The sequence below is a fragment of the Thalassospira sp. NFXS8 genome (assembly GCF_040148805.1).
Classification (GTDB): Bacteria; Pseudomonadota; Alphaproteobacteria; order Rhodospirillales; family Thalassospiraceae; genus Thalassospira.
This window is the reverse complement of record NZ_JAGEMF010000001.1, coordinates 1,089,118-1,105,021: the sequence shown is the minus strand read 5'-3', so window position 1 is coordinate 1,105,021 and position 15,904 is coordinate 1,089,118. Positions and strand designations below refer to the sequence as shown.

At 54.3% G+C, this 15,904-nt stretch carries 11 protein-coding genes and 4 tRNA genes; 13 read left to right on the top strand and 2 right to left on the bottom strand.

Translation table 11 applies throughout. From position 1 onward, the window contains the following. Positions 1 to 35: 35 nt before the first annotated feature. A complete protein-coding gene (locus J4E05_RS05055) occupies positions 36 to 821 on the top strand; it encodes an alpha/beta fold hydrolase (protein ID WP_349592927.1) in 786 nt (261 codons plus the stop codon). Between the two features lie 66 nt (positions 822 to 887). Here the strand turns inward: J4E05_RS05055 and J4E05_RS05050 are convergent. Then, positions 888 to 964 (bottom strand) — tRNA-Thr (locus tag J4E05_RS05050). Between the two features lie 137 nt (positions 965 to 1,101). Next, positions 1,102 to 1,971: a 23S rRNA (guanosine(2251)-2'-O)-methyltransferase RlmB gene (gene rlmB / locus J4E05_RS05045; protein WP_085589493.1), complete on the bottom strand. Its 870-nt coding sequence runs from the start codon at positions 1,969 to 1,971 to the stop codon at positions 1,102 to 1,104. A gap of 194 nt (positions 1,972 to 2,165) precedes the next feature. Here rlmB and J4E05_RS05040 point away from each other — a divergent pair. The 12 genes from J4E05_RS05040 to rpoC all read left to right on the top strand — a co-directional run bounded on the left by J4E05_RS05040 (position 2,166) and on the right by rpoC (position 15,885). Continuing rightward, a tRNA-Tyr gene (locus J4E05_RS05040) sits at positions 2,166 to 2,250 on the top strand. Between the two features lie 37 nt (positions 2,251 to 2,287). Next, a tRNA-Gly gene (locus J4E05_RS05035) sits at positions 2,288 to 2,361 on the top strand. Between the two features lie 74 nt (positions 2,362 to 2,435). Next, positions 2,436 to 3,626 carry an elongation factor Tu gene (gene tuf, locus J4E05_RS05030; protein WP_349592911.1) on the top strand — a complete coding sequence of 397 codons (1,191 nt, stop codon included), beginning with the start codon at positions 2,436 to 2,438 and terminating at the stop codon, positions 3,624 to 3,626. Positions 3,627 to 3,758: 132 nt separating this feature from the next. Next, a tRNA-Trp gene (locus J4E05_RS05025) sits at positions 3,759 to 3,834 on the top strand. 50 nt (positions 3,835 to 3,884) lie between these two features. Continuing rightward, the gene (secE, locus tag J4E05_RS05020; protein ID WP_085595375.1) at positions 3,885 to 4,082 is read left to right on the top strand and encodes a preprotein translocase subunit SecE; all 198 of its coding nucleotides are present in this window, start codon (positions 3,885 to 3,887) and stop codon (positions 4,080 to 4,082) included. A 1-nt stretch (position 4,083) separates the two neighbouring features. Continuing rightward, positions 4,084 to 4,617, top strand: a complete 534-nt coding sequence (gene nusG, locus J4E05_RS05015; protein WP_349592922.1) for a transcription termination/antitermination protein NusG — start codon at positions 4,084 to 4,086, stop codon at positions 4,615 to 4,617. A 101-nt stretch (positions 4,618 to 4,718) separates the two neighbouring features. Further along, a complete protein-coding gene (gene rplK, locus J4E05_RS05010) occupies positions 4,719 to 5,147 on the top strand; it encodes a 50S ribosomal protein L11 (RefSeq protein ID WP_085595379.1) in 429 nt (142 codons plus the stop codon). A gap of 4 nt (positions 5,148 to 5,151) precedes the next feature. After that, positions 5,152 to 5,850, top strand: coding sequence for a 50S ribosomal protein L1 (gene rplA, locus J4E05_RS05005; RefSeq protein WP_349592918.1), 699 nt, complete (start codon positions 5,152 to 5,154; stop codon positions 5,848 to 5,850). 279 nt (positions 5,851 to 6,129) lie between these two features. Next, on the top strand, positions 6,130 to 6,648 hold the full coding sequence (gene rplJ, locus J4E05_RS05000; RefSeq protein ID WP_085595383.1) for a 50S ribosomal protein L10: 519 nt from the start codon (positions 6,130 to 6,132) through the stop codon (positions 6,646 to 6,648). A gap of 48 nt (positions 6,649 to 6,696) precedes the next feature. Continuing rightward, positions 6,697 to 7,068 carry a 50S ribosomal protein L7/L12 gene (gene rplL / locus J4E05_RS04995; protein WP_085595385.1) on the top strand — a complete coding sequence of 124 codons (372 nt, stop codon included), beginning with the start codon at positions 6,697 to 6,699 and terminating at the stop codon, positions 7,066 to 7,068. A gap of 361 nt (positions 7,069 to 7,429) precedes the next feature. Then, positions 7,430 to 11,596, top strand: coding sequence for a DNA-directed RNA polymerase subunit beta (gene rpoB, locus J4E05_RS04990; RefSeq protein ID WP_085595387.1), 4,167 nt, complete (start codon positions 7,430 to 7,432; stop codon positions 11,594 to 11,596). Between the two features lie 95 nt (positions 11,597 to 11,691). Further along, positions 11,692 to 15,885, top strand: a complete 4,194-nt coding sequence (gene rpoC / locus J4E05_RS04985) for a DNA-directed RNA polymerase subunit beta' (protein WP_085595389.1) — start codon at positions 11,692 to 11,694, stop codon at positions 15,883 to 15,885. The last annotated feature ends 19 nt before the right edge of the window (positions 15,886 to 15,904 follow it).

Here is a 15,904-nt window from a genome sequence, read left to right as displayed (position 1 = left end):
CATGCGAGGCAATTTTATAAGCGTAAGGATATAAAATGAAATCGAACCTTTTCAAAGTCGCCGCAACCCTTGCCGTTCTTGCTCTTACCTCGGGTTCGGCCCTGGCGCAATCAGCAGCTGATATGGTCAAACCTGCCAGCACGCAGGCGAAAAATGTGGTGCTTGTGCATGGCGCCTGGGCCGATGGATCAAGCTGGGCAAAGGTTATTCCGATTCTGCAAAAGGCAGGTCTGCATGTAACCGCAGTGCAAAACCGCCTGACCTCGCTTAAAGATTCCGACGAGGATGTGCGCCGTGCCCTGGCCCAGCAGGATGGCCCAACCGTTCTTGCGGGCCATTCCTGGAGCGGCACAGCCATCAGTGATGTCGGCAATGCCAAAAATGTTTCGGCCCTGGTTTATGTTGCGGCCCGTGCCCCTGAGGCGGGCGAAGATTTTGTCGCCCTGCAAAAGACATTTCCCGATACGCCGGTGCGTGCCGGAGTCGAGAAATTCGATGGTTTCACCAAGGTATCCGAGGATGCCTTTTTAAAATATTTTGCCAATGGCATCGATGAAGACGAAGCCCGCGTTTATTACGCCGTGCAGCAACCCACGGCTGCCAGCCTGTTTGGCGCACGTACGACCGATACCGCCTGGAAATCCAAGCCGACCTTCTATGCTGTTTCGGCGGAAGATAAAACCATCTCGCCGGAATTCGAGGCATTCCTGGCAAAACGCATGGGCGCACAAACCATTACGCTTGATGCCGGGCATCTTTCGATGGTGTCCCATCCGCAGGAAATTGCCGATCTGATCCTCAAGGCCGCCGGTCGCCAGTAACCGTGATCTGCCAAATTCAGGCAAAAGAAAACCCCGCAGCCGGAAGGCTTGCGGGGTTATCTTTTGTGGTGCCGGCAGAGAGACTCGAACTCCCAACCTTCGGATTACAAATCCGCTGCTCTACCAATTAAAGCTATGCCGGCGCGAGCGGCGAGAACATAGTCCGGGATGATCAGGATTGCAAGCCCCTGATTATTCCCATTTTTCATCGCCGGTCGCAGGTTCAAAAATTCAGCGTTTTCAAACGATTCGCTAACATTCCGGTCCGGTTCAGGCGGATCTAGCGAAACAGTTCGTACAAGGCAACGGCAGCCGCGTTTGAAACATTCAGGCTTTCAATGCGGTCTGTCATCGGCAGTTTGACCAGAAAATCGCAATTATCGCGGGTTAACCGGCGCAGGCCATCCCCTTCGGAGCCCATCACAATGCCGATTTTACCCTTCAATTTGGCCTCGGCCAATGTCTGGTCTGCGCTGCCATCCATCCCGGCCAGCCAGAAATTGGCCCCTTTCAGGGCTTCCAGCGCGCGGGCCAGGTTGCCGGCATGGATATAGGGCACCACTTCAAGCGCACCACTGGCTGATTTTGCCAGCACACCCGATTCCAGCGGCGCATGGCGGTCGGGCACAATCACGGCACAGGCACCAAAGGCGGCGGCACTGCGCAAAATGGCGCCAACGTTATGCGGGTCGGTTACCTGGTCCAAAATCAGCACCGTTGCCGATTCCTGATCGCGGTATTCAGCAACCAGATCCTCGACAGCGGGTTGGGGCAGGGGGGCACAATGCATGGCAATGCCCTGATGAACCGCCCCGGGCGGAAGCATCTGATCAATGTCGATGCGTCCGGCATTATCGACCAGAACATCGGTGCGCCCGGCTTCCTGCAGGGCGTAGTTGATTTCCTCGCGGGCATTTTCGGTGGCCCAGATGCGATGAATCGTTCGCTGCGGGTTATGGATCGCCATGATAACGGGGTGGCGGCCGAAAAGAATCAGGCGCGACGCATCGCGCCCGCTGCCGGAATCCCGGCCACGGCCACGACCGCGGCGGGAATTGTTTTCATCCTTTTCCGCGTCCGGCGACGAGATATCCCCCGCATCAGCATTGGCTGGGCGGGAAAACGAACGGTTTTTGCTGCGGCGCGGCATTGTGGCGGAAACCTCCAACTCATAACAACTTGAATGCACTTTGTTTCGCCCGGTTTACGGGGCTAAACCAACATATAGGAAAGGAAATACGAATTCGTGCTTTTTTTGCTGTTGACAAGATGGGCACCTGCAACGTATTCCCTCCCTCGCCGCAACGAGGCCGGGGTAACAGCCGACAACGTTTCGACCCGGATGGAGGGGTGGCAGAGCGGTCAAATGCAGCGGACTGTAAATCCGCCGACTTAGTCTACGCAGGTTCGAATCCTGCCCCCTCCACCATTCTCTCGCCCTCGCGAGAGCTCGCAATTAAAAATATGCGGGTGTAGCTCAATGGTAGAGCAGAAGCCTTCCAAGCTTACGACGAGGGTTCGATTCCCTTCACCCGCTCCAGTATTTTAGTTACCCGTCGGCTAGTGCGGTGGGTTCTTACGTGTTTTTTTGGTTCGGATTAGGATCTGAGGGCAATGGCCAAGGAAAAATTCGCGCGTACAAAACCGCACGTTAACGTTGGCACAATCGGCCACGTTGACCACGGTAAAACCACGCTGACCGCAGCGATCACCAAAGTTCTCGCAGAGAGCGGCGGCGCATCGTTCCAGGACTACAGCATGATCGACAAGGCACCGGAAGAGAAAGCTCGTGGTATCACGATCTCGACCGCGCACGTCGAATATGAAACCTCCAATCGTCACTATGCACACGTCGATTGCCCGGGCCACGCTGACTATGTGAAAAACATGATCACGGGTGCGGCACAGATGGACGGTGGCATTCTGGTGGTTTCGGCTGCTGATGGCCCGATGCCGCAGACCCGCGAACACATTCTTCTGGCCCGCCAGGTTGGTGTTCCGGCACTGGTCGTGTTCATGAACAAGGTTGACCAGGTTGACGATGAAGAGTTGCTCGAACTCGTCGAAATGGAAATCCGCGAACTTCTGTCGTCCTACGACTTCCCGGGCGACGATATTCCGATCGTCAAGGGTTCGGCACTTGCCGCTCTTGAAGGCCGTGATGACGAAATCGGCAAGAACGCCATTCTTGAACTGATGGCTGCTGTTGACGATTACATCCCGGCACCGGAACGTCCGAAGGATCGTCCGTTCCTGATGCCGATCGAAGACGTTTTCTCGATTTCGGGTCGTGGTACGGTTGTGACCGGCCGTGTCGAAACCGGTATCATCAAGGTTGGTGAAGAAGTCGAAATCGTCGGTATCAAAAACACCGTCAAAACGATCGTCACCGGCGTTGAAATGTTCCGCAAGCTGCTCGACCAGGGCGAAGCTGGCGACAACATTGGCGCGCTGCTGCGTGGTACCAAGCGTGAAGACGTGGAACGTGGTCAGGTTCTGGCCCATGTCGGCTCGATCAAGCCGCACACCAAGTTCCAGGCAGAAGCCTACATCCTGACGAAGGATGAAGGTGGTCGTCACACGCCGTTCTTCTCGAACTACCGTCCGCAGTTCTACTTCCGTACGACTGACGTGACCGGTTCGATCGAACTGCCGGAAGGCACCGAAATGGTGATGCCGGGCGACAACGTTCAGATGACCGCCACCCTTATCGCACCGATCGCGATGGATGAAGGTCTGCGTTTCGCCATCCGTGAAGGCGGTCGTACCGTCGGCGCGGGCGTCGTTGCCAAGATCATTGAATAATTTGTGATTTTGCATCGAATAGATGCTTGATCTTTGATGTGCGGGCGGATATAAGCCGCCCGCACACCCCATCACCCGGATGGGGAAGCATCGGAAACAAAATTGGTTACCAACTGTTTCTGATGAGATTATAGGAGTGTAGCTCAGTTGGTAGAGCATCGGTCTCCAAAACCGAGGGCCGTGGGTTCGAGTCCCTCCGCTCCTGCCATTTTTTCCGGGCAGAATTTAATAAGCATTTGAAACGGTATATACCCGACAATGGCTAAAACGTCACCGGCACAATTCGTACAACAGGTCCGCCAGGAAGCCCGCAAGGTCAGCTGGCCGACCCGCAAGGAAACGACAGTATCGACCCTCATGGTGTTTATCATGGTGGCCTTTGCGTCTGTTTTCTTTTTTGTCGTTGATCAGCTTCTTGCCTTTGGCGTCAAGTTGATTTTTGGTGTCGGGGGCTGATATGGCTGAACATCGTTGGTACGTGCTGCACGTCCATTCCGGTTTTGAAAAAAAGGTCGCCCAGTCGATTCGCGAGCAGTCCATTAAAAAGGGGCTGGAAGGCGAAATCGCAGAAGTGCTGGTTCCGACCGAAGAAATCGTTGAAATGCGTCGCGGCAGCAAGATTAATGCCGAACGCAAGTTCTTCCCGGGTTATGTGCTTTTGAAAATGCAACTGACTGACGAAAGCTGGCATCTGGTTAAAAATACCGCCAAGGTTACCGACTTTCTGGGTAGCCGCGGCAAGCCAATGCCGATTTCGGAAAAAGAAGCCCAGCATATTCTGCATCAGGTGCAAGAAGGCGTTGATCGTCCGAAATCCACCGTCAGCTTTGAAGTTGGCGAAGAAGTTCGGGTTTCTGATGGTCCGTTTGCGACTTTTGCCGGTGTGGTTGAAGGAGTCGACGAAGAACGGTCGCGCCTTAAGGTGTCGGTATCGATCTTTGGTCGTTCAACCCCGGTCGAGCTGGAATATACCCAGGTCGAAAAAGTCTGATCGATCTTTTAAAAAGTTTCCGGCTGTGTCATGCAGCCGGTTTTTCGAGCGCGGGAGGCCAGCCATGGCCGGACCGCGCGCTTCTGTAAGAGGTACATAAAATGGCCAAAAAGATTACAGGCTATATCAAGCTGCAGATTGCTGCTGGTAAAGCCAACCCGTCACCGCCTGTTGGCCCGGCTCTGGGTCAGCGCGGTGTGAATATCATGGAATTCTGCAAGGCGTTCAATGCTGCAACCCAGCAGCTTGAACCCGGTATGCCGATCCCGGTTGTGATTACCGTTTACGGTGACCGTTCTTTCAGCTTCATCACCAAAACCCCGCCGGCATCATACTTCCTGCGTAAAGCAGCTGGTATTGCCAAGGGTTCGGGCACCACTGGCAAAGGTTTTGTCGGCAAGGTGACCAAAGCCCAGGTGCAGGAAATTGCCGAAGCCAAGATGGCTGACCTCAATGCGGTCAACATCGAAGGCGCAATGGCAATGATCGAAGGTTCGGCCCGTGCTATGGGTCTCGAGGTTGTGGAGTAAGACGATGGCCAAAACTGGTAAGCGCCTTGCCCTGGCCTATGAGGGTGTTGATCGTACCAAACAGTACGAACTTGCTGCTGCTATCAAGCTTGTTAAAGATGGTGCAAAAGCAAAATTCGACGAAACTGTTGAAATTGCAATGAATTTGGGCGTTGACCCGCGTCACGCAGACCAGATGGTCCGTGGTGTTGTGTCCTTGCCGCATGGTACCGGTAAAACCATGCGCGTCGCTGTTTTTGCCAAAGACGCAAAAGCAGACGAAGCGCTTAAAGCCGGTGCTGATACCGTTGGTTCTGACGACCTTCTGGCGGCAATGCAGGGCGGTGATCTGAATTACGATCGCGTTATTGCAACCCCGGACATGATGGCATTTGTTGGCCGTCTTGGTAAGGTTCTCGGCCCGCGCGGCCTGATGCCGAACCCGAAACTGGGTACCGTGACCATGGATGTTGCCAAGGCTGTTGCCGACGCAAAAGCCGGTCAGGTTCAGTTCCGCGCTGAAAAGAACGGTCTGGTCCACGCTGGCGTGGGCAAGGCATCTTTCAGCGAAGAGCAGCTGGTTGAAAACGTCAAGGCATTCGTTTCGGCGATTGTCAAGGCGAAGCCGGCCGGTGCCAAGGGCGTCTACTTGCAGCGCGCTGCTGTCAGCTCCACCATGGGTGCTGGCGTGAAGGTTTCGATCGCGGATATCGCATCGAACTAAAAGAATTTAGTTTCCGGTCTGCTTTCGGGTGGGCCGGTTGCCGGAGAGGGGGTTAAACCCCTCTCTACCTGTCTGTCCCAGACTGCAGGTGGGCAACATCTGGTTGCTCTTAATGTCCTGCATAGGCAGAGGTTCCGGTTCTTGAATTTCCCTTCGGGGCTTTTCTAAAGGCTTGAGCATCTGGCAAACGGACGGGCGTCATCGACCGGTTCCTGTGAACCGGTCACGTCTGTGAACCCTTCGGGGTTCAGGGCAAAAAGCAAATGTCGGAGACTGATTGTGAACCGCGATGATAAACAACAGTTCGTAGCAGAAATGCGCGAAGTGTTCGAAGGTGCGGAAGGCGTCATCATTACCCAGTACAAGGGTTTGACGGTCGCTGAAATTACCGCTCTTCGTGCGCAGATGCGTCAAGCTGGTGCGGGCTTCAAGGTCACCAAAAACCGGCTTACGCGACTTGCTCTGGAAGGCACCAAATTTGCTAACCTAGCAGAATACTTTACCGGCCCGACCGCGATCGCCTATTCGGCGGACCCGGCCGCAGCTGCTAAGGTTGCTGCTACCTTTGCCAAGGCAAATGAGAAACTCGTTCTCGTTGCTGGTGGTCTCGGTGAAGTGGTTCTCGATGAACAGGGTGTTAAAGCCCTTGCAGAACTGCCGTCGATCGACGAACTGCGTGCAAAACTGGTTGGCATGATCCAGACCCCGGCACAGCGTATCGCTACGCTGACTTCCAAGCCGGCGGCCCAGATCGCACAGGTGCTGAAGGCATACGCCGAAAAAGGCGAAGCCGCGTAACCCTCTTTTTCCTTATTACTACCAAGTTCAAGCCTAGGAGTTATCAAAATGGCCGATCTTAAGGCACTCGTCGAAGAGCTCTCAAAGCTCACCGTTATCGAAGCTGCTGAACTTTCCAAGCTTCTCGAAGAAGAATGGGGCGTTTCTGCTGCTGCTCCGGTTGCTGTTGCTGCTGCCGGTGGCGCAGTTGCTGAAGCCGCTGAAGAAAAAACCGAATTTGACGTTATCCTGGCATCTGCTGGCGATAAGAAAATCAACGTCATTAAAGAAGTTCGCGCAATCACCGGTCTTGGTCTGAAAGAAGCCAAAGACCTGGTCGAAGGCGCACCGAAAGCGGTCAAAGAAGGCGCGTCGAAAGACGAAGCCGAGACCATCAAGAAGAAGCTTGAAGAAGCTGGCGCAACCGTCGAACTCAAATAATCGACGGCTTTTGCCAAAGTTTGGGTCGGCGTTCCTACGGGACGCCGACCTATCCGTCTCTGCGGAAAATATTTTTGACGGCCGCAGGACGCGAAAGGGAAATTTAACGGTTGACGCTGCCAAAGGTAATCATACATAGTGCAAGACTGTTTTTGCCAAGGGTTATCTTTGGCGGCGTCGACAGCCGAGGGATCAGTGATCTCTATTCATGTTGGATGTCAAATAACATCCGCGGTCATATTTAAGTAACGCCCGCCCCGTACGGGGCTCGGGCGTCGTTGTGCTGTATGCTTTTTATTTAAGGCCCACGCAACGACGACGGGTTCGGACGGTGTGGGGAGGCGCGATTAAAGGAACGATGATGGATAAGTCCTTTACTGGTCGAAAGCGCATTCGCAAGAGCTTTGGACGGATCAGCGAAGTCGCTCCGCTCCCGAACCTTATAGAGGTTCAGAAGAATTCTTACGTGAAGTTTTTGCAAACAGGCATCCCGCGCGAACAGCGCGACGATACCGGCTTGCAGGAAGTCTTCAAAAGCGTCTTTCCGATTAAAGACTTTTCGGAACGAGCGACCCTTGAATTCGTATCATTCGAGCTGGAGCAGCCGAAATACGACACCGAGGAATGCGGCCAGCGCGGCATGACATTTGCCGCGCCTTTGCGCGTTACGCTGCGTTTGGTCGTTTGGGACATCGACGAAGACACCGGTGCGCGTTCAATTCGCGATATCAAGGAGCAGGACGTGTACATGGGCGATATGCCGCTCATGACCGAACACGGCACCTTTATCGTGAATGGCACCGAGCGTGTTATCGTCTCCCAGATGCACCGGTCGCCTGGCGTATTCTTCGACCATGACAAGGGCAAGACCCACAGCTCTGGCAAGTATCTGTTTTCTGCGCGTGTCATCCCGTACCGTGGTTCGTGGCTCGATTTTGAATTCGATGCTAAGGACGTACTGTATGTGCGTATTGACCGTCGCCGTAAGCTGCCGGCAACCACGCTTTTGATGGCGCTGGAAAACGAAGAATCGCAACAGCTTCGCGCCCAGCGCGCCGAAGAAGGCCGTTCTGTCGATCCGTCGGAAATCGAAGGTCTGACCCCGGAAGAAATTCTGAACTATTATTACGATTCGGCTGAATACCGCCGTACGGGTAATGGCTGGGTCACCGATTTTGACGTCGAACGCTATATCGGCCAGAAATTGCTGTTCGATCTTCTTGATGCAGAAAGTGGTGAAGTCGTCGCTGCTGCCGGTACCAAGATCACCAAGCGTTCAGCCGCCAAAATCGTTGAACAGGGTGTCAAACAGATCCTTGTGCCTGAAGAACAGCTTAACGGCTGGTATATGGCCGAAGATCTGATCGATGACGAGACCGGTGAAATTCGGACCGAAGCGGGTCATGAACTGACAGAAGGTGTGTTCGAACAGCTTAAGGAATGGGGTGTAGACACCGTTCGCCTGCTGCTGATCGATCACAACAATGTCGGTGCCTATCTGCGCAACACGGTCGCGCTGGATAAAAACAGCAACCGTGAAGAAGCACTGGTTGATATTTACCGTGTTATGCGCCCGGGCGAGCCGCCGACGATCGAAGGTGCCGAGGCCATGTTCAAGGGCCTGTTCTTTGATGCGGAACGCTATGATCTTTCGGCCGTTGGCCGTGTGAAGATGAATGCGCGCCTTAATCTGGAATGCCCGGATACGGTTCGTGTCCTGCGCCGCGAAGACATCCTTGAAGTTGTTCGTGTTCTGATCGACCTTAAAGACGGCCGTGGCGAAATCGACGACATCGACCATCTTGGCAACCGTCGTGTTCGTTCTGTTGGCGAACTGATGGAAAACCAGTTCCGCGTTGGTCTGTTGCGTATGGAACGTGCGATCCGCGAGCGTATGAGCTCGGTCGAGATCGACAACGTCATGCCGCATGACCTGATCAATGCCAAGCCGGTTGCGGCTGCTGTTCGTGAATTCTTCGGCTCCTCGCAGCTGTCTCAGTTCATGGACCAGACCAACCCGCTGTCGGAAATTACCCACAAGCGTCGTCTTTCGGCTCTTGGACCGGGTGGTTTGACCCGTGAGCGTGCCGGCTTTGAAGTTCGTGACGTGCATCCGACCCACTATGGTCGTATCTGCCCGGTTGAAACGCCGGAAGGTCCGAACATTGGTCTGATCAACTCGCTGGCGACCTTTGCCCGTGTCAACCAGTACGGCTTTATCGAAAGCCCGTATCGTAAGGTTGTTGACGGCACAGTGACCCCGGAAGTGATCTATCTTTCAGCAATCGAGGAAGGGCGTTATGTTATTGCCCAGGCCAACGAACCGCTGACCGATGATTTCCGTTTTGCCAACGAACTGATCAATACCCGTAAAGCGGGTGACCATCTGATGGCGCGCGAAGAAGAAATCGACCTGATGGACGTTTCGCCAAAACAGCTGGTTTCTGTGGCTTCGGCCCTGATCCCGTTCCTGGAAAACGATGACGCCAACCGCGCTCTGATGGGCTCGAACATGCAGCGTCAGGCGGTTCCGTTGATCCGCTCTGAAGCACCGTATGTCGGGACCGGTATGGAAGTTCCGGTGGCACGTGATTCGGGGGCTACCCTGATTGCGCGCCGTGACGGTGTTGTTGAATCGGTTGACGCCACCCGTATGGTGATCCGTGCTACTGGCGACATTGCCGCCTCTGAATCGGGCGTCGATATTTACACTTTGCGTAAATATCAGCGGTCGAACCAGGGCAGCTGCATCAACCAGAAGCCGCTGGTCAAGGTTGGTGATGCTGTTGAAAAGGGCGATATCATCTCTGACGGTCCTTGCACCGACATGGGTGAGCTGGCCCTTGGCCGGAACGTGCTGGTCGCGTTTATGCCGTGGAATGGTTACAACTTCGAAGACTCGATCCTGCTTTCAGAACGTATCGCCCGCGATGACGTCTATACCTCGATCCATATCGAGGAATTTGAAGTCATGGCCCGTGATACCAAGCTGGGCCAGGAAGAAATCACCCGTGATATTCCCAACGTCGGTGAAGAAGCCCTGAAAAACCTCGACGAGGCAGGGATTGTTTACATCGGTGCGGAAATCAAGCCGGGCGATATTCTGGTTGGTAAGGTGACGCCGAAGGGTGAAAGCCCAATGACGCCGGAAGAAAAACTTCTGCGTGCCATCTTCGGTGAAAAAGCTTCGGATGTTCGTGATACGTCGCTGCGTGTGCCGCCGGGACAGTTCGGGACCATCGTTGAAGTTCGTGTCTTCTCGCGCCGCGGCGTTGACAAGGACGAACGTGCCCTGGCGATCGAACGTTCGGAAATTGAACGTCTGGCACTTGACCGTGACGACGAACGCTCGATCTTGGAACGCAACTTCTATGGCCGTTTGAAAAACCTGCTGCTGGGTCAGACCATCGTTGATGGTCCGAAAAGCCTGGTCGGCACGATTACCGAAAACAGCCTTGCCGGTGTGGCCCGTGGCCTGTGGCGTCAGATCGCTGTGGGTGACGACAATGTCATGTCCGACATCGAAGCCCTGAAGAAACAGTTCGAAGAATCGATCAAGGTTCTTCAGGCCCGTTTCGACGACAAGGTTGACAAACTTCAGGCTGGCGACGAACTGCCGCCGGGCGTTATGAAGATGGTCAAGGTTTTCGTGGCGGTTAAGCGTAAAATGCAGCCGGGCGATAAAATGGCCGGTCGTCATGGTAACAAGGGTGTTGTGTCGCGCATCATGCCGATGGAAGACATGCCGCACCTTGAAGACGGGACTCCGGTTGACATCGTGCTGAACCCGTTGGGTGTTCCGTCGCGTATGAACGTTGGCCAGATCCTTGAAACGCACCTTGGCTGGGCATCGCGTGGTCTTGGCGAGCAGATCGGCAACATGGTTGACGGTGTTCTCGACGAGCGCACCTCGATGGAAGATCTGCGTGGCAAGCTGAACGAAGTCTATGAAGACGAATCATATGTCACCGGCATCAAGGAATTGAGTGACGGTGAAGTGATCGAGCTTGGTAACAATCTGCGTCGCGGTGTGCCGATGGCAACGCCGGTGTTTGACGGGGCGCGTGAACCTGATGTGGTTCGCATGCTTGAGAAGGCAGGTCTTGACGGTTCTGGCCAGGTCGATCTTTACGATGGCCGTACCGGCGAGAAATTCCATCGCAAGGTGACTGTTGGCTACATCTACATGCTGAAGCTGCACCACCTTGTTGACGACAAGATCCATGCCCGTTCCATTGGGCCGTACTCGCTTGTTACCCAGCAGCCGCTGGGTGGTAAGGCGCAGTTCGGTGGCCAGCGTTTCGGGGAAATGGAAGTGTGGGCGCTTGAAGCATACGGCGCTGCATACACCTTGCAGGAAATGCTGACTGTCAAGTCGGATGACGTTTCAGGCCGTACCAAGGTCTATGAAGCAATTGTTCGCGGCGAAGACACTTTTGAAGCCGGTATCCCGGAATCCTTTAACGTTCTTGTTAAGGAACTTCGGTCACTTGGTCTCAATGTCGAGCTTGAGCAGGAAGACTACTAAAATCAGGGCGGGCGAAGCGTGCTTCGTCCGCCATTGCATCTTTCGGCCTGAAATTGGCGAAACCCGGCGCGGCCGGGCATAGCGGGAGAGCCTTTATGAACGAGTTGATGAAGATCTTCGGGCAGCCCCAGGGCACCCAAAGCTTCGATCAGATCCGCATTCAGATCGCCAGCCCGGAGCGTATTCGCTCCTGGTCTTTTGGTGAAATCAAGAAGCCGGAGACCATCAACTACCGGACTTTCAAGCCAGAGCGCGACGGTCTGTTCTGTGCGCGCATTTTTGGTCCGGTTAAGGATTACGAATGCTTGTGCGGTAAGTACAAGCGGATGAAATATCGCGGTATTATCTGCGAAAAATGCGGCGTTGAAGTAACGCTGGCCAAAGTGCGTCGTGAACGCATGGGGCATATTGAACTGGCAGCACCTGTTGCGCATATCTGGTTCATGAAATCCCTGCCGAGCCGCCTTGGCCTGCTGCTTGACATGATGCTCAAGGATCTTGAGCGCATTCTGTATTTTGAAAACTATGTCGTTATCGAGCCGGGTCTGACCCCGCTCAAGATGGGTGAGCTTCTGAGCGAAGACCAGTTCACCACGGCACAGGAAGAATACGGCGAAGACAGTTTCCGTGCCGGTATTGGCGCAGAAGCCATTCGTGACATGCTTGCTGCGATTGATCTTGAAGACGAATATGAAGTCGCCAAGATCGACCTCAAGGAAACCAATTCGGAAGCCAAGCGTAAAAAGCTGGTCAAGCGTTTGAAGCTGATCGAGGCTTTCCGTGATTCGGGTGCCCGTCCCGAGTGGATGATCCTGGAAGTTATTCCGGTCATTCCGCCAGAATTGCGCCCGCTGGTTCCGCTTGATGGCGGTCGTTTCGCAACGTCGGATCTTAACGATCTGTATCGTCGCGTGATCAACCGTAACAACCGTTTGAAACGCCTGATCGAGCTGCGTGCGCCCGATATCATCGTGCGTAACGAAAAGCGTATGCTTCAGGAATCGGTTGATGCGCTGTTTGACAACGGTCGTCGTGGCCGCCCGATTACGGGTGCCAACAAGCGGCCGCTGAAATCGATGTCTGACATGCTTAAGGGCAAGCAGGGTCGTTTCCGTCAGAACCTTTTGGGTAAACGCGTCGACTATTCCGGTCGTTCCGTTATTACCGTGGGTCCGAGCCTGAAACTGCACCAGTGCGGCCTGCCAAAGAAAATGGCGCTCGAACTGTTCAAGCCATTCGTTTATGCGAAACTTGAGCTGTACGGTATGGCGACCACGATCAAGGCTGCAAAGCGTATGGTCGAAAAAGAACGCCCGGAAGTCTGGGATATCCTGGAACAGGTTATCCGCGAACATCCGGTGATGCTCAACCGTGCGCCGACATTGCACCGTTTGGGGATCCAGGCGTTCGAACCGACCCTGATCGAAGGTAAGGCCATTCAGCTTCATCCGCTGGTATGTACCGCTTTTAACGCTGACTTCGACGGCGACCAGATGGCCGTTCACGTGCCGCTGTCGCTTGAAGCCCAGCTTGAAGCCCGTACCCTGATGATGTCGACCAACAATATTCTGTCACCGGCATCGGGTCGTCCGATTATCGTGCCGTCGCAGGATATCGTGCTGGGTCTGTACTATATCTCGATGGATGGTGAAGGCGAGCCGGGCGAGGGGATGTCATTTGTTGATATCGCCGAGATCGAGCAGGCACTGGATTCAGGCGCTGTTGGCCTGCATTCCAAGGTCAATGCCCGTTATCATACCGTTGATGCCAATAACGAACCGATCACGGTTCGGGTGCAGACGACTGCCGGTCGTATGCTGCTGTCGGAACTGTTGCCGCGTCATCCGCGCATTCCGTTCTCGACCATCAACAAACTTCTGACCAAAAAAGACATCTCGAACGTGATCGATATTGTCTATCGTCACTGCGGTCAGAAAGAGACGGTTATCTTTGCTGACCGTTTGATGGGTCTTGGCTTTAACTGGGCGTGCCGTGCGGGCATTTCCTTTGGTAAGGATGACATGGTCATTCCTGATGCCAAGGAACCGCTGGTCAATACGACCCACGAAAAGGTCAAGGAATACGAACAGCAGTATCAGGACGGCCTGATCACCCGCGGTGAGAAATACAACAAGGTCGTTGACGCCTGGTCGCAATGTACAGATGACGTTTCCGAAGCCATGATGAAGGGCATTTCGGCAACCAAAGCTGGCAACCAGATCAACTCGGTTTACATGATGGCGCACTCCGGTGCCCGTGGTTCTGCCGCCCAGATGCGTCAGCTGGCTGCCATGCGCGGTCTGATGGCAAAGCCGGATGGCTCGATCATTGAAACGCCGATCATTTCGAACTTTAAAGAAGGCCTGACCGTGCAGGAGTACTTCAACTCCACTCACGGTGCGCGTAAAGGTCTTGCCGATACGGCATTGAAAACGGCTAACTCCGGTTACCTGACCCGTCGTCTCGTTGACGTGGCGCAGGACTCGATCATTACCCAGCATGATTGCGGCACCGAACGGGGCCTTGATATTGCAGCAGTGGTTGATTCCGGCGAAGTCATCGAAACCCTGTCGGATCGTATCCTTGGCCGTTACACCGCCGATGCCATTGTCGATCCGGCAACGGGCGAGGAAATTGTTGGCAAAAACGAAATGGTTGTCGAAGACCATCTCGATGTGATCGAAAAGGCCGGTGTTGAAGCCGCCCGTATTCGTTCGGTGCTGACATGTGATGCCGAAACCGGTGTTTGTGGCCATTGTTATGGTCGTGACCTGGCACGCGGAACCACGGTGAATATCGGTGAAGCTGTCGGTGTTATTGCCGCACAGTCGATCGGTGAACCGGGTACCCAGCTGACCATGCGTACGTTCCACATTGGTGGTGCCGCACAGCGTGGTGCAGAAGTGTCCGGCGTTGAAGCCAACTTCGATTCTACCGTCAAGATCAAGAATTACGCTGTTGTGAATAACTCCAAGGGCGTGAACATTGTGATGGCGCGTAACATGGAAATCCTGCTGATCGACAAGAATGGTCGTGAACGCGCGAAATTCCGTGTGCCTTATGGTGCGAAGTTGCTGACCGAAGACGGGGCGCAGATCACGCGCGGCCAGAAACTGGCTGAATGGGATCCGTACACCCTGCCGATCATCACCGAAAAAGAAGGTTACGTGAACTATGTCGACCTGATCGAAGGGACGACCATTCGCGAAATCTACGACGAAGCCACCGGTATTGGCGCCAAGACAGTTATCGACTGGAAGAGCCAGCCCAAGGCATCGGACCTTAAGCCGCGCGTTACCCTGCGTAACGAAAGTGGCGAGGTCATCAACCTCGATAACGGTCTTGAAGCCCGTTACTTCCTGTCGGTTGATGCGATTTTGTCGGTTGAAAACGGTCAGAAGGTTAACGCTGGTGACGTGCTGGCACGTATTCCGCGTGAAGGTTCGAAAACCCGTGACATCACCGGTGGTCTGCCGCGTGTTGCCGAGTTGTTCGAAGCCCGCAAGCCGAAAGAACACGCGATTATTGCTGACATTCAGGGTCGCGTCGAATTTGGCAAGGATTACAAGAACAAACGTCGCGTTATCCTGCACCCGCATGAAGATGCCGGTCTGGAACCTGTTGAATATCTGATCCCGAAGGGCAAACACCTTGCCGTTCAGGAAGGGGATTTCGTCGAACGTGGCGATCTTCTGATGGATGGTTCACCGGTTCCGCACGATATCCTTCGGGTTATGGGCGTTCCGGCACTGGCCGACTATCTGGTAAATGAAATCCAGGAAGTTTACCGGTTGCAGGGCGTTAAGATCAACGACAAGCACATCGAGGTCATTGTTCGTCAGATGCTGCAAAAAGTGGAAATCACCAAACCGGGTGATACGACACTTCTTGTTGGCGAAATTGTCGACCGTGTTGACTTTGATGCTGAAAACGATAAAGCCGCACGTGAAGGTGGCGAAATGGCAGAAGCATCGCCGGTCCTCCAGGGGATCACGAAGGCTTCGTTGCAGACCCATTCCTTCATCTCGGCGGCATCGTTCCAGGAAACCACTCGCGTTCTGACCGAAGCTGCTGTGTCGGGTAAAACCGATACGCTGATCGGCCTGAAAGAAAACGTGATTGTGGGTCGTTTGATCCCGGCAGGGACAGGGGCGGTGATGAACCGTTTCCGTGCACTTGCTACCGAACGCGATCGTGTGATCCAGCTCGAAGCCGAAGGCGAAGAAATTGGCGACAACTTTGGACCGCAGAGCGGTTCCGAGTCCCCAAGTCTTCCTGCAGGTGAGTAAGGTTTTCACGCAAGGTTGT